This window comes from Marivirga aurantiaca, from assembly GCF_016679925.1.
GTDB lineage: Bacteria > Bacteroidota > Bacteroidia > Cytophagales > Cyclobacteriaceae > Marivirga > Marivirga aurantiaca.
Genome location: NZ_JAEQBW010000001.1, coordinates 167,198 through 190,068 on the forward strand (window position 1 = coordinate 167,198; position 22,871 = coordinate 190,068).

22 protein-coding genes are annotated in these 22,871 nt (G+C 37.4%); 4 read left to right on the forward strand and 18 right to left on the reverse strand.

Translation table 11 applies throughout. The features are described from left to right. The first annotated feature begins 128 nt into the window (after positions 1 to 128). A complete protein-coding gene (locus tag JKA74_RS00680) occupies positions 129 to 977 on the forward strand; it encodes a hypothetical protein (protein ID WP_201429226.1) in 849 nt (282 codons plus the stop codon). Positions 978 to 1,041: 64 nt separating this feature from the next. Here JKA74_RS00680 and JKA74_RS00685 read toward each other — a convergent pair whose 3' ends face one another. After that, positions 1,042 to 2,529: a helix-turn-helix domain-containing protein gene (locus JKA74_RS00685; protein ID WP_201429227.1), complete on the reverse strand. Its 1,488-nt coding sequence runs from the start codon at positions 2,527 to 2,529 to the stop codon at positions 1,042 to 1,044. A 361-nt stretch (positions 2,530 to 2,890) separates the two neighbouring features. Between JKA74_RS00685 and aceB the strand changes: the two genes are divergently transcribed. Continuing rightward, positions 2,891 to 4,480: a malate synthase A gene (gene aceB, locus JKA74_RS00690; RefSeq protein ID WP_201429228.1), complete on the forward strand. Its 1,590-nt coding sequence runs from the start codon at positions 2,891 to 2,893 to the stop codon at positions 4,478 to 4,480. A gap of 134 nt (positions 4,481 to 4,614) precedes the next feature. After that, positions 4,615 to 5,889 carry an isocitrate lyase gene (gene aceA / locus JKA74_RS00695; protein WP_201429229.1) on the forward strand — a complete coding sequence of 425 codons (1,275 nt, stop codon included), beginning with the start codon at positions 4,615 to 4,617 and terminating at the stop codon, positions 5,887 to 5,889. 326 nt (positions 5,890 to 6,215) lie between these two features. Here aceA and JKA74_RS00700 read toward each other — a convergent pair whose 3' ends face one another. The 17 genes from JKA74_RS00700 to JKA74_RS00775 all read right to left on the reverse strand — a co-directional run bounded on the left by JKA74_RS00700 (position 6,216) and on the right by JKA74_RS00775 (position 22,336). After that, on the reverse strand, positions 6,216 to 7,580 hold the full coding sequence (locus JKA74_RS00700; RefSeq protein WP_201429230.1) for an MBL fold metallo-hydrolase: 1,365 nt from the start codon (positions 7,578 to 7,580) through the stop codon (positions 6,216 to 6,218). A 251-nt stretch (positions 7,581 to 7,831) separates the two neighbouring features. Continuing rightward, positions 7,832 to 10,066, reverse strand: a complete 2,235-nt coding sequence (katG, locus tag JKA74_RS00705; protein ID WP_407659035.1) for a catalase/peroxidase HPI — start codon at positions 10,064 to 10,066, stop codon at positions 7,832 to 7,834. A 387-nt stretch (positions 10,067 to 10,453) separates the two neighbouring features. Then, complete coding sequence (locus JKA74_RS00710) at positions 10,454 to 10,666, reverse strand: hypothetical protein (protein ID WP_201429232.1); 213 nt, start codon at positions 10,664 to 10,666, stop codon at positions 10,454 to 10,456. Beyond that, complete coding sequence (locus JKA74_RS00715) at positions 10,663 to 10,977, reverse strand: rhodanese-like domain-containing protein (protein WP_201429233.1); 315 nt, start codon at positions 10,975 to 10,977, stop codon at positions 10,663 to 10,665. Before JKA74_RS00715 ends, JKA74_RS00710 begins: the two co-directional genes overlap by 4 nt. Continuing rightward, positions 10,974 to 11,240 (reverse strand): rhodanese-like domain-containing protein, encoded by a 267-nt coding sequence (locus tag JKA74_RS00720; protein ID WP_201429234.1) that lies wholly within the window; start codon positions 11,238 to 11,240, stop codon positions 10,974 to 10,976. Before JKA74_RS00720 ends, JKA74_RS00715 begins: the two co-directional genes overlap by 4 nt. A gap of 88 nt (positions 11,241 to 11,328) precedes the next feature. Beyond that, the gene (locus JKA74_RS00725) at positions 11,329 to 11,535 is read right to left on the reverse strand and encodes a YgaP family membrane protein (protein WP_201429235.1); all 207 of its coding nucleotides are present in this window, start codon (positions 11,533 to 11,535) and stop codon (positions 11,329 to 11,331) included. Positions 11,536 to 11,703: 168 nt separating this feature from the next. Then, a complete protein-coding gene (locus tag JKA74_RS00730; RefSeq protein ID WP_201429236.1) occupies positions 11,704 to 12,291 on the reverse strand; it encodes a TlpA family protein disulfide reductase in 588 nt (195 codons plus the stop codon). Between the two features lie 230 nt (positions 12,292 to 12,521). After that, positions 12,522 to 14,165 carry a bifunctional metallophosphatase/5'-nucleotidase gene (locus JKA74_RS00735; protein WP_201429237.1) on the reverse strand — a complete coding sequence of 548 codons (1,644 nt, stop codon included), beginning with the start codon at positions 14,163 to 14,165 and terminating at the stop codon, positions 12,522 to 12,524. A 23-nt stretch (positions 14,166 to 14,188) separates the two neighbouring features. Further along, on the reverse strand, positions 14,189 to 14,605 hold the full coding sequence (locus tag JKA74_RS00740) for a DsrE family protein (RefSeq protein ID WP_201429238.1): 417 nt from the start codon (positions 14,603 to 14,605) through the stop codon (positions 14,189 to 14,191). 127 nt (positions 14,606 to 14,732) lie between these two features. Next, positions 14,733 to 15,128 (reverse strand): DoxX family protein, encoded by a 396-nt coding sequence (locus JKA74_RS00745; RefSeq protein WP_201429239.1) that lies wholly within the window; start codon positions 15,126 to 15,128, stop codon positions 14,733 to 14,735. 154 nt (positions 15,129 to 15,282) lie between these two features. Next, entirely contained in the window at positions 15,283 to 15,591 is a 309-nt protein-coding gene (locus JKA74_RS20685; protein WP_236587468.1) for a hypothetical protein, read from the reverse strand. A 194-nt stretch (positions 15,592 to 15,785) separates the two neighbouring features. After that, complete coding sequence (locus tag JKA74_RS00750; RefSeq protein WP_201429240.1) at positions 15,786 to 16,199, reverse strand: YeeE/YedE family protein; 414 nt, start codon at positions 16,197 to 16,199, stop codon at positions 15,786 to 15,788. 27 nt (positions 16,200 to 16,226) lie between these two features. Continuing rightward, positions 16,227 to 16,802: a YeeE/YedE family protein gene (locus JKA74_RS00755; protein WP_201429241.1), complete on the reverse strand. Its 576-nt coding sequence runs from the start codon at positions 16,800 to 16,802 to the stop codon at positions 16,227 to 16,229. A gap of 173 nt (positions 16,803 to 16,975) precedes the next feature. Then, positions 16,976 to 18,178, reverse strand: a complete 1,203-nt coding sequence (locus JKA74_RS00760) for an MFS transporter (RefSeq protein WP_201429242.1) — start codon at positions 18,176 to 18,178, stop codon at positions 16,976 to 16,978. 224 nt (positions 18,179 to 18,402) lie between these two features. After that, a complete protein-coding gene (locus JKA74_RS00765; protein WP_201429243.1) occupies positions 18,403 to 19,776 on the reverse strand; it encodes an OprD family outer membrane porin in 1,374 nt (457 codons plus the stop codon). A 53-nt stretch (positions 19,777 to 19,829) separates the two neighbouring features. Further along, entirely contained in the window at positions 19,830 to 21,245 is a 1,416-nt protein-coding gene (locus JKA74_RS00770; RefSeq protein ID WP_201429244.1) for an MBL fold metallo-hydrolase, read from the reverse strand. Between the two features lie 173 nt (positions 21,246 to 21,418). After that, positions 21,419 to 22,336 carry a DUF58 domain-containing protein gene (locus JKA74_RS00775; protein ID WP_236587469.1) on the reverse strand — a complete coding sequence of 306 codons (918 nt, stop codon included), beginning with the start codon at positions 22,334 to 22,336 and terminating at the stop codon, positions 21,419 to 21,421. Positions 22,337 to 22,461: 125 nt separating this feature from the next. On the opposite strand from JKA74_RS00775, the gene JKA74_RS00780 reads away from it, so the two are divergent. After that, positions 22,462 to 22,806 (forward strand): DUF3276 family protein, encoded by a 345-nt coding sequence (locus JKA74_RS00780; protein ID WP_201429245.1) that lies wholly within the window; start codon positions 22,462 to 22,464, stop codon positions 22,804 to 22,806. Positions 22,807 to 22,871 lie beyond the last annotated feature (65 nt).

Sequence of the window (22,871 nt, forward strand, 5' to 3'; positions counted from 1 at the left end):
TATTTCTGTTATAATGACCTTATTGGATGGTAGTGTGGGTGTTCATTGCCGTCTCACTGGTAGCTTGCCCATTGAAAAAGTTATATCATTATAAAACACTCAGAATAATTCATTTAGAAAAAACATAAATGAAACTCAAACTCATCATAAGCCTTTTACTACTTCTCTCAGCTTACCAATCTATGGCTTGTTCTTGCGCTTTAGGTACATTGGAAGAAAGGATTAAACGTTCCCCCGAAATATTTGTAGGCAAAGTAATTCGCGTAGAGCCATGTTGGCAAAAAGAAAGTGATTATAACTTCTTATATCACCGCACAATTTTTCAGGTGGAAAAGATATATAAAGGTCAAGTGTTTCCAACGGAAATAGTAGTACACGATCCTGATAGCGGATCATGCGGAATAAGTTTTGATCAGGATTCTGTTTACCTCATTTTTACAGAATATGCTCCTTGGTTAAATGAAACTTCACTAACAACAGGGGATTGTTCAGGAACCGCGAATGTCAATTCAACATTTGGTAAAGAAGCTATTCGCAAACTTGATAAATTGGCAGGGGAAATTGAGCTGATTACTACAATGAGTGCTGATCGCTTATATAATGTTATTTGGAAAGGGGAATCATTCTTTTTTACTGAAGAAAGAGAAAAGCTGTTAATGGATTATCTTGAAATTTCTAAATTGAAGAAAGAATTACTATCAAATTGTGTAACAAATTCAGATTATCCGAAATCTGATTCTGCAGGATTAAGCACCTGGAATTATGTGCCAGATAACGTTTATGCGAAATATGAAATTGATGAAAAAGGTCAACTTAGTGAAGTAGCAATAGAGCGTGAAATTGATAAAGATTGCCAAAAGAAAGCAGTTGATTTTGTGAAAAAATTACATCCCTGGAAACCTGCCACTATAAGAGGTATTGCTGTAAAATCATATGGATTCTATGATGTGCCATTTCCTGAAGTGAAAGAGCGTTAATAATAGAGTTTAAAAAAATCTGTTTGATGTGACACAATCTTATTTAAAATGCAAACCAATCTCCTCACTCCCCCTGCAACAGCTTCAAAGCCTTTTTCATTGTCTGCTCTTTTTGTCTGGCTTCATAAACTGTGGCGGGGGCGGCTCTTTCAGCGCAATCGCGAAGGGAGCACAGCTCACAGGTTTCATTCACCAAACGGATAGGGATGGCAGGATCATTCCAGAATTTTACCCGTCTTTTTAAGGCCGGGCTAATAAGCAAGCCAATGGAAACGCTGCTGCGATCAGTAGAGCTTTTGGAGGCAGGCTTGGCAAAAGTCATGATCAGGTACTCATTGTCGGAATCCACATACTTACTCCGCTGGGCTTTGCACAAAATCTGTCCCTCGCCTTTTTCCTGCATTTCTTTGATGTCATTCAAAATATCAATGGATATCCAACGCCTGCAATAATGCTGGTCCTGGGCAGTACCATGCGGGTTATGAAGTCCCGATAAATGCATCTCCTTGGTCAGCTTATAATGGTTATCAGCCACCGCATTAAAACGTAAAAAGAACAGCTCCCTGATGCCAAATTCCTTTGGTAATAAATTGGTCAGTCTGTGAAACAGGTTTTCCGGTGAACACTTATATTCTTCCAGGAGATTTAACAGCAATTGAGCATCAAATTTCTCTTGTTTCAAAAATGTGGCTAAAGCTGGTGTAATCCGTTGCTTCGGTATAGCCAGTGCACAGGAAAAATAAGAAGCTTTGTAATTATTGAGCACCTCTTCAAAAGAATCGACATCCAGCCAGGCAGTAGTTTTAGGCCTTGGTTTTAGTTTTAAATAAGAATAGGCTATCTCCTGACCCAGAACAAAAGCTTTTTGTCCTTTATTAAGATTTCCGTTCATCAATAGTTGCGGTTGTTTACCAGCTAGAAAAACAGAACGCAATTCACTTAACTCTTTTTGATGCTGGAGCACTTCATCAGTAATGCGGTAGTGAAATTGATCAGTTAATATCCTTTCCAGTGTTTCCAGCTCATAGGGGAAGTCTGCTGACTCCAGAAACTCAGCCCGAAAAGCCTCAACGGATTTTTCCAGCTCCGGGAAGTAGTTGTCGTACATTTCCTGATAGGAGCGGAGCATATTGAAATAAAGGTTTTCTACCCGCATGCCATAGTTTCTGCTTATTTCAATGATGGTACTGAGAAATGCACCCAGTTTATCTGGTGCATTGGACAGTAATTCCAGCAAAGTAGCCGGTTCCAGGCCAAAAAGCTCTAAAGGTAGCTCGGTTAAGAGGTTAGATTTCAAGAGCTCACTTACAGGAGCCAGGTTTTTACTCAACTGCAGGGAAATAAGCCAATCATATTGTACCTCCAAAGCTTCAGCCAGTATGCCTATTTTTTCCGCTTTGGGGTATTTCTTTCCTTTCTCAATTTCATTCAGGTAGGAAGGGGAGAGGCCAGTGGCTTGCGCCAGCTGCGCAAAGGACATCTTTCTTTCCTGCCTTAATTGCCTCACTTTTAATCCAAAAATGAGCCTTACATTATCTTCTGATACAGACATTTTTTTTTCTGTTTTATGTTTATTTATAACCAGTAGCACAATCAGGTTCGTGAGACACGAACCTTGGCTACAGGGTAACCCACTAGCCGTGGAGCGTGTCTCACGCTCCACTAATGAGTTATTATTGAATTTGACATATTCAACTTACCCATCCTCTTTTTCGTCAAAATTTATCAACCTCTCCCTTCATTCCAAAAGCGAAAAAAATAATTTCAATTTTTTTTCCAAAGCATTTCTTTCTCAGGTGCTTATTTAAACCATTCGCTAATATAGCGAATAAATTTGTATAGCGAATATTCGCTTGTTTTATATTTTTCGCTTTTCTACATTTGAAATATCAATCAACTAAAAAATAAAGCAAATGGAATCGAAAGCAACAATGAAAGAAAACGTGGAAATGATAAGCGAGCATCCTTTATTGACTGATGCGGCCAAAGCTTTCCTCTTTAAATTAGATGAACAATTCAATAGTCAAAGGGAAAAGCTTTTGGCTTTACGAAAAGAAAAATATGAAAGAATTGCAGCCGGGGAAAAATTGGATTTCCTGGAATCCACCAGGCGTGTCAGAGAATATAAAGAATGGTCGGTGGCGCCAATCCCGCAGGATCTTCAGGATAGAAGAGTGGAAATTACAGGGCCGGTTGATAGGAAAATGATCATCAATGCCCTGAATTCCGATGCCAAAGTGTTCATGGCAGACTTTGAAGATGCCACAAGTCCCATCTGGCAAAACATCCTGGACGGTCAGCAAAATCTATACGATGCCATCAGGAATCAAATTGATTTTACGGCACCCAATGGCAAATCCTATCAACTGAAAGAAGACAGAGCAGTATTAAAAGTGCGGCCGCGAGGTTGGCATTTGCCTGAGAAGCATTTCCTGGTGAATGATCGGCCAATATCCGCATCTTTATTTGATTTCGGCTTGTATTTCTATCACAATGCGCAGGAGCTTCTCCGAAATGGAAGCGGGCCTTATTTTTACCTGCCCAAGCTGGAAAGCCATGAAGAAGCCAGGCTTTGGAATGATGTATTCACTTTTGCACAGGAAGAGTTGGGAGTACCCCATGGTACTATTAAAGCCACTGTTTTAATAGAAACCATTACAGCGGCTTTCGAAATGGAAGAAATCATTTATGAGCTGAAAGACCACATGGCGGGGCTAAATGCCGGCAGATGGGATTATATTTTCAGTGCCATTAAGGTTTTCAGAAATGATCCTGAATTCATTTTGCCCGATAGAAGTGCCATCACCATGTCGGTACCTTTTATGAAAGCCTATGCCAATTTGCTGGTAAAAACCTGTCATAAAAGAGGGGCACATGCCATAGGAGGGATGTCAGCTTTTATTCCTTCTAAAGATGAAATGGCCAATCAAAAGGCTTTTGAGAAGGTGAAAAAAGATAAAACACTGGAAGCCGAAGCAGGCTATGATGGTACCTGGGTAGCGCATCCCGGCCTAATTCCTCCGGTATTGGAAGTGTTTAATCCTTACCTGGAGGGGCGTTCAGATCAGAAACATATCCTTAGAGAAGATTTTACTGTAACAGCCGAAGAGCTGACTGATCCTGATATTTTGTACGGATTGGTAACCGAAAAAGGAGTGAGGATGAATATCAATGTGGCACTTTTATACATAGAGTCCTGGCTTCAGGGAACAGGTGCAGCGGCCTTGTATAACCTGATGGAAGATGCCGCCACTGCGGAAATTAGCCGTGCACAATTATGGCAGTGGTACCACCATAATGTGGAATTTAAAAATGGCTGCATTCTGAATAAGGCACTCTTTTTAAGATTGCTGAATGAAGAATTAGCAGCTGTCAAAGAATACTTAGGTGAGAAAAGAGTGGATACTGCTAAAATTGATCTGGCAGCTATCCTTCTGGAAGATTTGGTAGTCAGTGAGGAGTTCGAAGACTTCCTGACACTAAAAGCTTATCCTTTTTTATAGAGCCCCTTATATCCCCCAAAGGGGGAATGGATGGCTAATCAATCTAAAATAAATAAAAACAATTGTTCCAGCGTCTCCATCCTTTGGGGGATTAAAGGGGGCTGGGGCTGGATTTAAACTTAAAATAAATTATCATGAACAAGCAAGATAGAATAAACGAATTAATCACAGACTGGACAACCAACCCAAGATGGAATGATGTAGAAAGAGCCTATTCCGCTGAGGAGGTGGTGAAATTATCAGGTTCCGTAAAAATAGAATATAGTCTGGCAAGACAAGGAGCTGAAAGGCTTTGGGATTTATTACAAACCGAAGATTACGTAGCCGGACTAGGTGCCTTAACTGGTAACCAGGCCATTCAGGAAGTACAGGCCGGCCTGAAAGCTATTTATTTAAGCGGATGGCAGGTAGCTGCAGATGCCAACCTTTCCGGACAAATGTACCCTGACCAAAGCTTATACCCGGCTGATAGTGTGCCAAGCGTGGTAAAAAGAATTAATAATGCACTTTTGCGTGCCGATCAAATCCAATCTGTAACAGGAGAAGGCGAGGTACATTGGATGGCTCCCATTGTAGCCGATGCCGAAGCAGGATTTGGCGGAAATTTAAATGCCTTTGAATTGATGAAAGGAATGATCGAAGCTGGTGCTGCGGGCGTGCATTTTGAAGATCAACTATCATCAGCTAAAAAATGCGGACACCTTGGAGGTAAAGTGTTAGTACCTACCCAGGAAGCTATTAATAAATTAGTGTCGGCCCGTCTGGCTACTGATGTAATGGGCGTACCCACTATTATCGTAGCAAGAACTGATGCCGATGCGGCCAACTTAATCACCAGTGATGTGGACGAAAGAGATCATCCATTCATTCAGGGCGGTCGTTCTTCTGAAGGTTTTTATTCAGTGAAGAATGGATTGGAGCAGGCCATTAGCAGAGGGTTGTCTTATGCGCCTTATGCCGATTTAGTATGGTGTGAAACTTCCCATCCGGATTTGGGAGAAGCAAGGGAATTTGCCCAGGCCATCAAAGAAAAATATCCTAATAAGATGTTGGCCTACAACTGTTCACCGTCATTTAACTGGGCAGCTAAACTGACAGAAAATGAAATGTTGGAATACCGTGAAAGGTTGGCTGAAATGGGCTACAAATTCCAGTTCATTACTTTGGCCGGATTCCACGCATTAAATACTGCTATGTTCGAATTGGCTACTGCTTACAAAGAAAGAGGCATGGCCGGATATTCTGAATTGCAGCAAAGAGAATTTGCTTTACAGTCAAAAGGATTTAAAGCAGTGAAGCACCAGGCATTTGTGGGAACTGCTTATTTTGATGCAGTGCAGAGCGCCTGTACGCAAGGGAAATCTTCTACTCAGGCCTTAAAAGGATCAACTGAAGAAGCACAGTTTTAATTTTAAACTTAATTCTATAAACCTTTTTATATTGTTCTATTTCAGTATAATAAAAAAGGATGCTGAACGGGCATCCTTTTATTTTTTTGGAGCAAATATCAACTCTTGAGATAATCTAATAATGCCTTATCAAGCATTTGGATGGTTTAATGGCAAAGCTATCAGATTGCACTCATTAACACTTTCTACGCCAGCGTTTGTGTCTCACAAATGCTCTCAGAGGAGTTTGAAATTCATCCCGTTTTGATACATATCCGCATATCCTATCCCGTGTGCTATGACGCACAGTACACAGGATAGGGATATGCTTAGCAGGTTTTAGGTTATTACGAATTTGAAGAAGTGGTTGTCAATTGTTTAAATTCCTTAACAGCATCACTTAAATCATACACTTTGGCATTAGGTAATAAACTTTTTACTATGCTGAAACCTGCAGCAGACCTATAGCCACCGGCACAATGAACAACAACAGGTTTTTGTGTATTAATTTCCGAAGCCCTCTCTCTTAATTCAGGTAAAGGTATATTTTTGGCAGAATCAAAGAATTTGCCATCTGCTACCTCAGATTGATTCCTAATATCGATGATAGTATAAGCATCCGGATTATTTTTAAAATCATCCAAATTTACCTGCGGATCTGTTACGGTTTCACCTTTTGGGTTAGTAACAGCGGCCACTAAATTGTTTTCATAGCCGATTTTTGCAGCACGATAAATAGCGAAATTTAAAGCTTCATCATTATCAGCAATCAGGTAATACTTTTCATCCGGTGCGACTATGGAACCCAGCCAGGTCTCAAATTTGTCATCTTCCTTATTTTGAATGTTGATAGCACCTTTTAAATGACCTTTTTTAAAATCTTCTTTTGCTCTGGTATCAATAATAATTGATCCTTTCGGAATTTCCAGTCCATCTTTCTTTTCAGCATTTTTAACGGCCTCATCTAAAGCTTTAGCCCCCTTTCTATTGACTTCCACGCTATTGGGAAAGTATTTCGGAATAAACGATTGACCTTCCAAAAACGCATCCACAAATTTACCTTTATCCTTTATTTGGAATGCCCAGTTATTGGCTTTTTCATTGGCGATGGTGCTTGATAAATCACTGCTCATATTTTTACCACAAAGTGAGCCGGCACCATGAGCAGGGTAAACAATGGTATCATCAGACAAATCTGCGAAAACATCATTTACAGTATCATACATCATGCCCGCCAGTTCTTTTCTGCTTACTTGTATGTTGCCAGCTCCTTCTCTTAAGTCCGGCCGGCCTACATCTCCAACAAATAAAGAATCACCGGTGAAAACTGCTTTTTGCTCTCTGTTTTCATCTAGTAAAAGATAAGAATTATGGTCAGGTGAATGGCCGGGAGTAAATAGTGCTTTAAAAGTTACCTGGCCGATTTTCACTTCGTCTCCATGCCCCATATGTGTATAGTCATAGCTTACTCCTACCTTCTCATTCACATAAATGGTGGCGCCAAATCTCTTTTGAATTTCCAGGTGGCTACTAATAAAATCAGCATGAGGATGAGTTTCAAAAACTGCAACAATCTTTGCATTATGCTCTTCCGAAAACTTGACAAACGGTTCAATATCTCGATATGGATCTACTAAAGCCACTTTACCTTCACTTTCTATAGCAAAAGAGCCTTGTGCAAGGGCTTCATCATAAAAATGTTTAATATTCATAGGTTGTTCATTTTATATTGAAAATAAGATTTAATTGTTAAAACTATTAACGGGGATGTAAACCGATGGATAGTAACATTTGTTACAATTTGAAAGTGAAGGAAGGGATTTTAATTAAAGCTTAACTTAATAGCATTGACAGAAAAGGGGGCAGGGGGTGTATGCTAACTGAAATGGAGCAAATACAGAATTCATAAAAAAAAGCCGGACTTTTCAGACCGGCTTTTAGTATTAATGAGTGAAGATTTAATTTATTGATAAATTAAATCAAACCTATCCAGCTTCATTACTTTGTCCCATGCGGCCACGAAGTTTTTCACAAACATTTCTTTTGAATCAGCTTGAGCATAAACTTCAGCCAATGCTCTCAATTCAGAATGAGAACCGAAAACCAAATCTGCTCTGGTAGCAGTATATTTATCTTCCCCTGAGCTTCTGTCTTTTCCTATAAACTGCTCTTTAGTATCGTCAGTTGGCTCCCATACAGTACTCATATCCAAAAGGTTAACAAAGAAATCATTGGTTAACTGGTCTTTTTTATCAGTGAATATTCCATGATTAGAACCATCATAATTAGCTCCTAAAGCTCTCATTCCACCTATTAAAACAGTCATTTCAGGTGGAGTTAATGTTAAGAGTTGTGCTTTGTCCACCAATAATTCTTCAGTAGAAATAGAGTATCGGGTTTTTAAATAATTTCTGAATCCATCAGCCATTGGCTCTAACAAATTCATAGATTCAATATCCACTTGCTCTTGCTTAGCGTCCATACGACCAGGAATGAAGGGAACATTTACATGGTACCCGGCATTAGCAGCGGCTTTCTCAATACCAGCAGCGCCAGCCAATACAATTAAATCAGCCATTGATACTTTTGTAGCACCTGAAGTTTTATGAAAATCTTTCTGTATACCTTCCAAAGTGCTCAACACTTTTTGTAATTGCTCCGGATTATTCACTTCCCAATCTTTCATAGGCGCTAATCTGATATGTGCACCATTCGCTCCTCCTCTTCTGTCCGAATTTCTGTAAGTAGAAGCAGAAGCCCAGGCAGTACTTACCATCTCACTAATGCTTAATCCTGAATTTAAAATTTGAGTCTTTAGCTTTGCTATATCATTTGCATTGATTAAAGGATGATCAACTGCGGGGATAGGATCCTGCCAGATGAAATTTTCTTTTGGTGCTTCCGGGCCTAAGTAAGTTGTGTTAGGTCCCATATCTCTATGAGTAAGCTTAAACCATGCTTTTGCAAATGCTTCATTAAATAATCCTGGATTGTCAAGGAATTTCTTTGAGATAATCGCATAGGCAGAATCAAAACGTAATGATAAATCTGTAGTCAGCATAGTAGGTTTATGCTTTTTTGTACTATCAAAAGCGTCAGGAACCATAACTTTTGGATCCTTGGCCACCCACTGATGAGCTCCGGCCGGACTTTTTGTCAATTCCCATTCATTTTCAAATAAACTCATAAAGAAGCCATGACTCCATTTGGCAGGAGTTGTAGTCCAGGTCACCTCTAAGCCGGAAGTAATGGCATCTTTGCCTTTTCCCGATTTGTAGGAGCTTTTCCAGCCAAACCCTTGCTCTTCCATGCTGGCTCCTGCCGGTGATTCACCCACATGAGAGGCATCTCCTGCTCCATGGGTCTTACCCAAAGTATGACCACCTGCAATTAAAGCAACAGTTTCTTCATCATTCATTCCCATTCTTCCAAATGTTTGCCTGATGTCATAAGCTGCTAAAACAGGATCAGGATTTCCATTAGGCCCTTCAGGATTTACGTAGATCAATCCCATTTGCACAGCTGCTAAAGGATCTTCTAATTCTCTATCTCCTGAGTAACGGTTTTCATCACCTAACCATTTTCCTTCAGAACCCCAGTAAACATCCAATTCCGGTTCATAAACATCTTCTCTACCGCCAGCAAAACCAATGGTTTGGAAGCCCATGTCTTCCAAAGCTACATTCCCTGTTAAAACTATTAAATCCGCCCAGGAAATTTTATTGCCATATTTCTGCTTGATGGGCCATAGTAACCTTCTGGCTTTATCTAAATTGGCATTATCAGGCCAACTATCTAGTGGCGAAAATCTTTGTTGACCCGAACGTGATCCACCTCTTCCATCACCAGTTCTGTAAGTACCGGCACTGTGCCATGCCATACGAATCATAAAAGGACCATAGTGTCCATAATCCGCAGGCCACCAATCTTGTGAGTCTGTCAAAACATTTCTTATGTCCTCTTTCAAGGCCGCATAATCTACGCTTCTAAATGCTTCTTTATAATCGAAATCCTTATTCAATGGATTGGATAACTCAGAATTTTGCCTAAGAATGCTTAAATCTAATCTATTAGGCCACCATTCACTCAGTTGGCTTGCCTTCATAGTAGAGCTACTTTTCTTGGTCGCTCCGGAATAGCCGTCTGCTTCCACTGTCTTTTTACCATCATTTTTACATGATGTAATCATTAGTCCCATGATGAGAACTAGAAATATTGTAGGTAGTTTTTTCATATATCATTCATTTAAATATGTAACTCATACAAAAATAAGCTATTAATTAGAGGTTCTAACTATTGATATCAATGATTTTATCTATGTTAATATAGATTTTATCTATCAATAAATAAGACATAAAACAGGACTTAATAACTTGAGTTCCACTGTAAATGATAACGTCTTCCTTTACGGGTGTAGGCTATGCCGCAAAATTAAGACTTACTTTATTAAAAAGTCTTAATTTATGCGGTATCTCAACCAATTATCAGAAAGTCAGAAGTTAAACAAAAACCAACTGTAGGTTTGCATTCTGCTATGAGATCTCTACTTTTCTTCAACTTCTTTTTCGACTCCCTGCTCTTGGCACTATTTTTTATTTCTTGGAACTTCGCAGTTTCCACTGGCGCAGTTTCCGCCTCCACAACCTTGATTGAACAAGGCTAAAAAGGTGAAAAGTGTGCCAATTCCTCCTGCTAACAAATCCGAATTCATTAAACCAATAAATACTAAATAAAAGCCTACGGCTAATCTGAGCCATCTCATAATGGTCCAGGGCGTATATAAAATAGTTTTAATCATATTAACTTTCTATCGAGCGAAACCCAGGCCCCGCCATTATAAACCTTTTCATAACCTTTTGCCTTTAATATGCTTTTAGCACGACCGCTTCTCATGCCTGAAGCACAACAGGTGATGATGGCTTGATCCTTATTCTTCAGTTTGGATAAATTAGAAACAAGACTTTCTACAGGAATATTCATGGCATTTTTAATGTGTCCACCTTGAAATTCTCCCTTGGTACGCACATCCAAAATAATAGCTCCTTCCGCAGTTAATTGTTTAAAATCAGCAGCCGGGCCCAGTCCGAATAATTTTCTTAAAAAACTCATAATGATAATGCATAATTTTCAGCCTCATACCAGGAACCACCATTGTGACAAATAATGCCCTTTGCTTGTAAAATCTGCTGAGCCATTCCGCTTCTGTTTCCTGATGCACAGCATAAAATGATTTCTCCTTCCATTTTGCTGATTTCGTCAATTTTATCATCAATTTCGTGCAATGGAATGTTGATTGAATCTTGCGCATGTCCCGATTCAAATTCCCCGGCTGACCTTACGTCAATAATTGTTTTATTACTTGATTTTCTCATTTTATTTTTTGTTTAATGTTACTAACAAAGTAACGGACTTTTGCTACATAGTTTGGTAACAGATGTTACCAAATAAGGCTAATAACCATCAGGTATTTCTCCTCCGGGAGGAAATCCCGAATGGTAAATAAAGCGGACAGAAACTGATGAAACTTGTAACTATAAAAACCAGTGCCAGAATGCCTAAAATTATTGCCAGGGTTCCGCTGATAACACCTAAGTAATACAATACTCCTATTGTAATGGCTAATAAAGTCCTTATGGTTTTATCAGCAGTTCCCATATTTGCTTTCATAATCTTTTTGAATTTGTTTAGGTGAAATATAGCTTATAATTTGGTATGGTATTGTAACATTTGTTACTGATAAAACCATTTCGTTTAGTTTTCTCACGAGTCTGCTTTTTTCTGATAATCAATATTAAAAAAGCCAGTATCCTGCTCTTTTTGTTTACCACCTATCTGTCATTCAAGCTCTTTTAGATAAGCTTTAAAATCTGATGTGTTAAAATCTCCCATGCCTGAATGTGTGAGAGCCAGGTTTCCTTTTGCATCAATTACATAAGTAGTAGGAATACTTTGTGAGTAATACATAGAAGGAAGTCCTTTTGGAGCCTGATAAATTTCAAAATCAAAATTCTTTTTTTGGTGAAATTTCATAGCTCTCGTAAAATCATCGTCAACAGATAACATAATAAATGCTACTTTATCCTTATCTACATCCTTATAGAGCTTATTAATTCCCGGCATTTCAGCTAAACATGGCGGGCACCAGCTGGCCCAAATATTGAGAAAAATCACTTTGCCCCTTAATGATTCCATATCCAATTTTTCTCCATTGGAACTAATCAGTTTCATGGAAAAATCAGCTTGTGGGTAGCTTTCATTCTCAGCGAATTCTTTTTCTGTATCCGGATCCATTAAGCCTGTTACCAATACCCCTCGTTGTACAAAACCTAGTACCTCCGTGTGTAAGCCAGTTATATACAAGGTTCCAATAATGCCAAATATGATACTATATTCGATTAAGTTTTTTTTCGTACTTTTCTTCATGTTTCTAATCTTCTAATCTTCTAATTCAATTTAGTGGCACATCTTGGTAATGATTTTTGTGTTCTTAGTTGCAAAATTAACTTACCCACTTAAATAAAGCTGTAACTTTTATTACAGCTTTATTCTTTTAAAGAGGAAACAAAAATTTAACTATCAATGGCCCCTGTTTTTCTATAATCAAGAAATATCATTTTCTATTTTTCCTATTTCTGGAAATTAAACTGATTGTTTTACTCAAACACATAATTTGTTCCAGGAATGGTTGAAAATGAATATTTACCTAAATCATCACTGTAGGACCTTCCGTCAATAGTAGGTGAAATAGGGGAGTGCTTTCCAAGGTATTCTATTACTGCATCGTGAATTGTATAATCCTTTACAATAACATCCTGAAGATTTTCCATTCTGCATAAATTATCAAGTGGATCGCCAGGCCTTACACATGCAGAAATAGTGTAAAGGGTAGATTCTTCCATGGGATTTCCATTTACGGTTATTGATTGAACCCTTTCTCCTTTTTCTTTTTGAACATCAAACTCTACCCTCATTCCTGAAAACCTGACCATCCAACCTCCAAACCGCTCGTTAGCATTGGGAGAAAAAGCATTGTGAATCTCTTTTTCCAGCCAGTCTTTTATTTGCCTGCCGGAGGCTTTTCCTGTTTTAATGTTTTCATTAATAGGCAGAATATCCCATAAATTAGCCTTAGTAATGGGGGCATTTTCACCTTTTTCAGGTACAATCGGATTACCGAAGCGGAAACCATTAGAAATTGAAATATCAGCACCTGTTTTCCATTTCGCAGCATCTGTTATCATATTATCCATTGGGTTTTCCACTGTGAGGTATCTGTACAGAGGGGTTGTTGTATAACCAATTACAGTTTCTAAATTGTCCTTATATGGCTTTTTTGCTTCATCGATCATCTTTTGTAAGGGCTCATTTGCGGGGTAAGTGGCAGGATCCACATCTATAAGTTCATATTCATCTCCCACTCTTTTACCATCTAAAAAATGAAGCGTTAATTTCCCGACAAAGGAGCCGAAAGCTCCCGGCTCAGCAACTTTTGCATATTTGCCCACTATAAGGTCTCGAATTCTTTCGTGCGTATCGTTACCTAAAATGTAATCTACATTTTCAGCTATCTCATTACTGGCTAAATCGATTTGTTTGAATGCTCCAATATGGGTTATTAAAAACAATACATCTACCTTTTCTTCCTGCTTAACTTTATCTATCAATTCTTTAAGATGATGGTCAATCCCACTAAATGTGACTCCTTTGCTGAATATAGGATTTTGTCGGATAGGTACAGCTGGATCATTTAACCCAATGAAACCAATTCTAATTCCCTCAATTTCTTTTATCCAATAAGGAGGGAATAAGTTTTCTTTGTCCAAATCATGTTGCATATTTTGGGCAATTACATGGGTTTCATACCCTTTCATCACCTTTAACATTATGTCCTTTCCATACACCACTTCCCAATTGCCCGGAATGATCACATCATAGCCCATTTGCTTTACAATTTCTGGAAAAATGGCACCTTCTGAAAGTGCAGCATAACCACTTCCCTGAATTAAATCTCCACCATCCAGTATAACTGTACGGTGAGGATTTTTTTCGCGCTCTTGTTCAAAAAGAGTTTTTATGTTAGCTAACCCACCTCTTTGCTTAAACTTAATTTCACCATTTTCCCAAAATAATTCAGGATGGGAATCAAGCTGCCCGTGTATATCTGCTGTTTGAAGTATGGTAATACTAATTGTATCATTTGTTGTTTTATATGCAGTGTTATTCATTGTTGCAGGCTGATTACAAGAGCTTAATAATGTGATGCTTATTGTACTTAGCAATAAAAATATATATTTCATTTTTCGTTTTTTTAAAGTGCTTATTAGAGACTTAAACTAAAATATCCCTTCTTTTGAAGCTGAAAATCATATAATATGCCATTTTCAACAATTTCAATTTCTTCAGGCACTTTTGATTGATCAACATTAAATTTTGATAGTGAAAAACCACAAGCAACAATTCTAACATTTGCTGTTTTTGCCATTTCAATAAAAGCATCGATTTTCTTTGGGTCTGTTATATCCCCAATTGCTTTTCCGCAAAAAATTACTACAAATTCTCCAAATTGGTTTTTATTTTCATTCTGAAGCTCAATGGCACTTAAAATAATTGGTTTTAATTGTTGCACCTTTTTTGTAAGTACTACATAATTATCAGTTGCCTCTTTGTTTTGCGCTTGCGTTTGAAAGCTTAAAAGCAAGAGAATAATTGTTAAAGAATTTATTATTAAAGTTTTCATGTGTATATAATTGATTTTTAGTTGTCACATGGAATAGCTCAGCCACCTGCAATCTCAATAACCGCCATTTTTACACCTAATATTCATGCTCGGTTAGTATGCTTCGGTTTATGGCTATTTCATATATTTATTTTTTTGTTTGAGTTGTGTCATTTAAAATAAAGAAAAGGAGTCCTCCCAAAATGGCTATGTTCTTAAACAAAGGCCCCATAGTTTCTAATTGACCTACTTGTACAGTAAGAGTAATAGGGATAAGCACTGCAATAAGTATAATGGCAGCCCATCTGGTTTTAAGCCCTAAAAGAAAACTTATACCTGCTATTATCATTACAATCCCGGAAGAAATAATTAGCCATTTTGGATCAACCATGCCACTTATGATTTCAATAAAGTTGGCATTAGCTAGCCTAGAAGCTATTTTTTCAATATTGAACAGATGATTAAAACCTGCTACTATGAAAATTCCACTCAGGAAGATCCTCAAAACCCTTACCGAAAATCGGCTGATTAAGATATCGTTCATTGGAGAAAATTTTAAATGGAGTAACTATTAATAAGTTACTTTGAAAACGTTAGAAATGGTATATTCAATTGGCCGAGTGATTATCGGTACTGTAAAAAAGGTTAATCGAAATCCTACTTTTTTTACCCTATTGAATATATAATTTGAAAATGAATTAAGCTTTGGGGGGTGGGGAGAGGCAGTTAAGATACCTGGAGCTTAGGCTAGTGAAAAAGAATCCTGTAAATTCTGAAGTGGTCAATATTTCTTTGCTTTCCCACTTAAATAAACTAATTTCTGTATTATTATTACAAAAATCATCAATAGCCAATAAATGGATTTCTTTAGCGGTTAATTGTGTTTGGGTGTTTTCTGAAATGGACGCAATTGTCTTTTTTTTACAATGTGGTTTTGTTAGAATTATTTTATCTGATATTGAAAGTTTTGTAAAACCACGAGCATCAATAGCTATCAATTTTGTCAAAAACAAAATGATAAGTATAACAGATATGAGGTTCCTTGAGTACATTTTTCAAATGTAGATATTTAAGTGTTAACGAAATGTAACTTTTGTTACTCAGCTTTTTATTGATAGAGATTGTTTTCTGAAAAATGCCCCTGCAAAAAGAAACAGGGGCTATTAACACCACTAACACAGTAACTTATTTCCGAATTGTTTTAATGAGGCAATTTATGTCTGAGTTTCCCATAAACATAAGTACCCAACATTGCCGAAGCAATAACCACTAAAATTACGCCTACGCCATTGCCCAAAAGAATGAACATTGGCCCGGGGCAAGCTCCGGTTAATGCCCAACCGAGGCCGAAAATTGTCCCGCCTATTAAATAGCGTGCCCAGCTAAACTTTTTTGGAACTATCATAATAGGTTCTCCATCTATGGATTTTATTTTTTTCCTTTTAATCAGCTGAATCACTATTATGCCAATAAGAATTGCAGACCCTATTACGCCATACATATGAAAGGACTGAAACTTAAACATCTCATAAATTCTAAACCATGAAATAACTTCTGCTTTTGCTAATGTTATTCCGAAAATTGCACCAATAAATAAATATCTAAAAAATTTCATGTTTCTAATTTTTTCTAATTTTTTTGATTAAAGCGCCAGCAGGTAGGGTAGAACAAAATAAGTGACTGTAAGTCCTCCTATAAAAAAACCGATTACTGCCAATAGCGATGCAGGCTGTAAATCACTAAGGCCTGAAATAGCATGGCCTGAGGTACAGCCTCCGGCATAGCGCGTGCCAAAACCTACCAAAAAACCTCCTACTACTATAAATATAATCCCTTTAAGAGTTAATAAGGATTCCCAGTTAAATATTTCTGTTGGTACAACTGTTTTACCAGGATCAGCAATACCATAAGCTTGTAATTCTGTAATAGTTGTGGCAGAAATATGCGCGGCTCTATCATGTCCTAAATAGAGGTAAGCTATTAACCCTCCTAAAACCAACCCTCCTGCAAATACCAGGTTCCAGGCCTGCTCCCTCCAGCTAATAGCAAAAAAATCGCATGATTTTCCTGCGCCTAATAATGAGCACATTGTTCTTAAATTGGAAGAAATTCCAAAGAATTTTCCGAAGAACAACATTGAAAACATCACCAGGGCAATTATTGGGCCTGCAACATACCAGGGCCATGGCTGGCTAATCCATTCTAATAATTGATTCATAATTAATTGTTGAGTTTAAATTCTATATGGAATATAGATTCTACTTATTTGTTTTTATAAGTAGACGCAATTTAGTGTAGCTACATTTATTGGGATGTAACAAAGGTTACTAATAAATGACTTTTGTCATATTATTTAAATAAAAAAAAGCCTTTGTTTTCAATATGATAGCATCACTTTTTATTTTTCATCCTAATCATGATGATAAATCCTGAAGTGAGTGTTAGTAAGCTGATGGTGAGTAACGAGATGTCTTCGCTAAAGTAATCAACTAAAATACCGGTAAGCAGAGCTCCAACGGCATATCCCATATCACGCCAAAGTCTGAAAACCCCAATGGCATTAGCTCTTTGAATCGGATTGGAATAATCGGCTATTGCCGCCATAAAAGTAGGGTAAACAAGAGCGGTTCCTAAACCTAAAAGAAAAGAAAGACCGGCAAAAGCCCAAAATGTTTCAACATACAAAAAGGCTAAAATGCTTAGTCCTTGTAGGAACATCCCTGTATATAACATGGGCTTTTTGGGTAAAATATCTGAAAGTTTTCCGGTGAAAAGCTGTCCCAATCCCCATACTATAGGATATATGCCTACAATTTTACCTACATCTGCTAGTTCAAAACCCTTGCCTAATAAAAATACGGGTAACAAGCCCCACATCATGCCATCATTCAGGTTGTTTATTAAGCCTGCCTGAGTAACAGATCCAAGGTTTTTGTCTTTCCATGTGGTGTTCCAAAAAACACTACTGTTTTTAATCAAGGCTTCATTTTTTCCGGATTTGGCTTCTTTTACTACATGATGATGAGTGTCTTTTACAAACACTATACTCAAGAGCAAACCAATAATGGCAAAAGCAATACCCATATAAAAAGGGTAGGGCCGTACCCCATAATCTCCGGCAATTTCAGCAGTGAAATAGGCTACTAAACCAACGGCTAAATAACCGGCCGATTCATTCAAGCCCATGGCCAATCCGCGATTTTTTTGGCCGGCAAGGTCTATTTTCATTACCACCGTGCTACTCCAGGCTAAGCCTTGGTTTATTCCTAATAATATATTGGCAAATATAATCCAGCTCCAGTCATTGGCATATATTAAAATAAAGGGAAAAGGAAGAGCAAACAGCCAACCAATAATCAATAGATTTCTTCTCCCGATTTTATTTGCAAATGCCCCTGCAAAATAGTTAGTAAGTGCTTTTGTTATACCGAATACGATGATAAAGGAAAATATAGCCGTGTTTGCCTTAATTCCGAATTCACTTTCTGCCAATTCAGGAAGTATGGTTCTTTCAAGGCCTATCATTGCGCCTACAAAAGCATTTACAATAACAAGCAAGCTAAATTGGCGCCAATTTTTTTTGAGTTCTGTCATGGTTTCTGAAATATGTACTTCAGCAGTATTTAATTTACAAATTGTTTTTTTTTATTTAGAAAGCCCTTAGCATCATTCTCTCAATACAGAATTCAAATTTAGCTTGTTATATCTAGATTAGTGCAGAAAAAATTATGGACTCATGATATTTGTCAGCTATGGCTACTATTACTAATTCATAAATTTCCTGATTTTGAATGTATAGGATAATTATTTACAACTGCTTAAAAATTATAATTCACAATTAGCTGTGAATGAAAAATTTCTTCTTTTAGAAAGGGATTAATCACTTTTCCCTTAGCAATAAGGATAGTATTTAAAAACCTAAAACTAAGGTTTTCCCAATGCTTGGAAAAATGAGCTTGCATGTCCAGGCTAAGCTGGTTTAAATAACTGTCGGTGCTGTTATTTAATAAAACATCTACCTCTTCATAAGCCGTTCTAATTCCATAAACGCCTAAATTAAAATCTTTCCAATTGTTGAAAGGCTGTAAATTGAGTTTAATAGAATGGCTATTTACTCCATTCAATCCTTCAATTCTATGTCTGCTTATATAGGTGTAAAATGGGTCGTTCCCCCATTCTTTAGAAAAGATAAAGGGAGTATCAGATAAACCCTGCGTAATATTATAAGAGATCTGCCACTTTGGGGCTATCCATTTTACTTGACCTGACATTATACTGGTGTTTTGCTTAGCTGGCATTTTTGAGAATAGTTGTCGTTTATCCAGACCTTTCTGAAAAACATACTGAATACCAATTTGGATGGGTGATTTTCGCCATTCTAGCTGATTGAAGTTGACATAACTGAATTGGCTTATATAATATTGCCAATTGTGGTAATTCATATTTGAATTAATTTTATAATGTGCTCCTAATATCCATAGATTGATATTTTCGTGAATTGGAGAAGAGGTATCTCCCTTTTGATATCTTTCATAGAGGCCAATGCTTTCGGAAATACCGATCCATTCGGTGGTGGATCTTGGTGAAACTTTATTAAAAATTCCTCCATTAAGTTCCAATCGATGCCCCTCATTCCAATCGATCCATAGTCCTTGAAAGGCAGAAGGTTTCATGCGCGAATCCTGTGGGTTAACAAAAGGGGTTTCAACCAACATTTTTCCTAATTTAATATAAGAGTCTTTGTGTCTGTATTTTACAAACAACTCTTCCAGCCTGTCTAAATCGTGCTTATTTACAGGGTCTTGTAAATCAAATAATTGTCGCTCCCATTTAGGTGCAAACATATAATTATTAGACGCAAGGTTTGTTGAGGCGACATTATATGTAAATAATCCTCCTACACCTAATTTCAAGCCTTTCCAATAGGAGGTGTGATAATATAAACGCCCACCTAAAGCTAAAGCTCCGTTATAAGTTTCAGCTTTCGGACGGAGAGTATGCATCATATTAGCTCTTATTATTCCGCTTGTATGTCCTTTCTGAAACCATTCCTTGAATGAATGCGCTTCATTCGGATTAAAAGATTCAAGATTTACGGAATCAATTGATTGTAACTGCTGATTATTATTTTGAGAGTTTCCAAAAATTGGGCATAAGAGTAGCAGACCCAAAAAAATGATGTGGGATTTCATGCTAGTAATTAAAAGTTAGGTAGAACTTTTCTACCTAACTTAATGGTTTGAATTTATTTTAAAGTTGAAGGGCACACATATTCAGTAGTAGGTAATCCTGTTGCTTTAATTCCCTTAATTCCCCCTTCAACATTTACTACCTCATGAAAACCTCTTGATTTATAAATGGAAGAAGCAATGACTGATCTGTATCCGCTCTGGCAATGAATATGGTAATTTTTGCCTTTTTGCAATTCCTTAAAATTCTCATTGATAAAATCCAATGGAAGGTTACCTGCCTTTTCCAGGTGTTCTGCTTCATATTCTGTAGGCTTCCGAACATCTAAAACATTCAAATTAGCTTTCTTGTATTGGTTGGCGAAATCTTCGGGAGAAATAGAATTAACTTCATCAGTTTCCCTTCCTGAAGCTTTCCATGCCTCAATTCCACCTTTGAGGTAACCTAAAGTATTATCGTAGCCAACTCTTGAAAGGCGTGTCACTATTTCTTCTTCCCGGCCTTCATCAGCAATAAAAATGATGGGCTGCTGTAAGTCCGGAATTAATGCTCCAACCCATGGAGCAAAGCTGCCATCAATGCCAATAAATATGGAGTTGGGAATATGTGCTTTTACAAATTCATTTTGATGGCGTGTATCCAATACCAACGCACCTTCATGATTGGCAATTGATTCAAATGTTTCTACATCAAGTGCGATATTTCCTTTTTTCAAAATGCTATCTAGTCCGCTGGTACTGGCGGATTTGTTCATGGCTACATTTTGAGCAAAGTATTGCGGAGGAGGAAGTAAACCATCTGTTACCTCTTTAATAAATTCTTCTTTGGTCATATCGGCACGCAAAGCATAATTGGTTCTCTTTTGATTGCCCAACAAATCAGTTGTTTCTTTACTCATGTTTTTACCACATGCAGAACCTGCGCCATGAGCAGGGTAAACGATTACGTCATCCGGCAATACCATGATTTTATTTCTCAGGCTGTCATACAACATGCCCGCCAGGTCTTCCTGAGTAATACTGCCAGCTTTTTGTGCCAAATCAGGCCGGCCTACATCACCAATAAATAAAGTATCACCACTAAAAATGGCTTTTTCTTTGCCTTCAGCATCTAATAAAAGGAAAGTCGAACTTTCCATTGTATGGCCCGGGGTGTGCAAAACCTTGATTTTTGCTTCACCTATTTCAAATATTTCACCGTCTTTGGCTTCGTGTAGTTCAAAATCAGTCTTAGCTCCTGGTCCGTAAACTATTGTGGCTCCGGTTTTCTGTGCTAAATCCACATGCCCGGAAACAAAGTCAGCATGAAAATGCGTTTCAAAAATATATTTAATTTTAGCCCCTCTTTTTTCTGCTTTCTCAATATATGGAGCAGATTCTCTCAATGGATCAATTACAGCAGCTTCGCCATTGCTTTCTATATAATAAGCGCCTTGCGCTAAACATCCTGTATAAATTTGTTCTATGTGCATCTCTTAATGATTTCAATTCTTAATAATATTCAAATATACGGACCACAAAGTAGGGGGAATGTAACCAAAGTTACAAATTAAGAAACAGTTTCAACTGCTGCTTGATTATCTGTTTTAATATTCTGCTCTTCCGACTTCCCACTTTACTTCTGACTATACTTCCGACTTCTCCACTACCTCATCTTCCCTCTTTTAATTAAAAAGCTTGCCAGTACCTTTTGGATATCATCATTAATATCAATTTTGGTTAAATCTATTTTATACTGATGACATTTCATGGCTATTTCCTGATAGTAGGCCTCTGTTTTTTCTTTGTACCAGTCTTTCACCTGGTGAGGGTTCAACTTCATCTCTTCACCACTTTCCAAATCCTGTAATAAATAAGGTCTGTCTTCCAATTCAAACTCCAATTCGGTGGAGGGGTCATTCACCTGGAAAAACAATACTTCATGTTTATTGTGTTTGATGTGTTGAATGGACTTAAAAAAATCTTCCAGCTGATCAGCTTGGGTCATCAAGTCACTGAAAATAATTACCAATGATCTTTTATGGATTTTCTGAGCTACTAAATGCAAAGTAGAACTTAAATCTGTAGATTCATTTTTAGGTTCTTCCTTTAATAAAGTTTGCAGCTGTACAAAAATATTCTGAAGGTGTGCCCTGGTGGATTTCACCTCTGTAAACGTATTTATTTTGTCGGAAAAGGTAATCAGACCTATAGCATCACGTTGTTTATGAAGCAAGTAGGCCAGGGATGCCACGGCCAAAATACTAAAGCGTATTTTCCCGTAATTCTTTTCCGGGTAATACATGGAAGAACTGCTGTCCAAAAGGATATAGGCCCTTAAGTTGGTTTCTTCATCGTATCTTTTGGTATACAATCTGTCTGTTTTGGCATATACTTTCCAATCGATATGGCGGGTACTCTCACCTGTATTGTATAGCCTGTGTTCAGCAAACTCTACAGAAAAACCATGAAAAGGTGATTTATGGAGCCCGGTGATAAAGCCTTCCACCAATTGCCTTGCCAATAAATCCAGCGCAGGTATTTGGGGCAATTTCTCCAACGATATATCCATCTCTTTGCTCATGATTTTTAATTAACTTAAAGTTATGTTTTAGCAAATTACCGAATACAATTTGCAAATATGAAATTGATTATACTATATTTAAATTCATTTATGAAGAAACAATCAATTTATCAGTCTAAGAGAAAGTGAAAGAGCATATGGAAAGAGAACAAGAAGAAATTTTTTCAAAGAGAGTAAGAGCAGGGAAAAGGACGTATTTTTTTGATGTAAAAACCACTCGGTCAAATGATTACTACCTAACTATTACCGAAAGCAAAAGAAAATATAAAGAAGATGGTTTTTCTTATGAAAAGCATAAGATTTTTCTTTATAAAGAAGATTTCAACAAGTTCATGGGCGCATTAACAGAAAGTGTAGACCACATTAAAACAGAATTAATGCCGGAATTTGACTTCACTCAGTTCGACAGAGAATATAATGAAAATGGTGAAGACAGCGAGGATGATTCAGACGAACTATCCTGGAAATAATGTATAAATAATGCTCCTTTGTTTAAAGGAGGCATTATTTATCTTCTTTTATATTAACTTAGCGC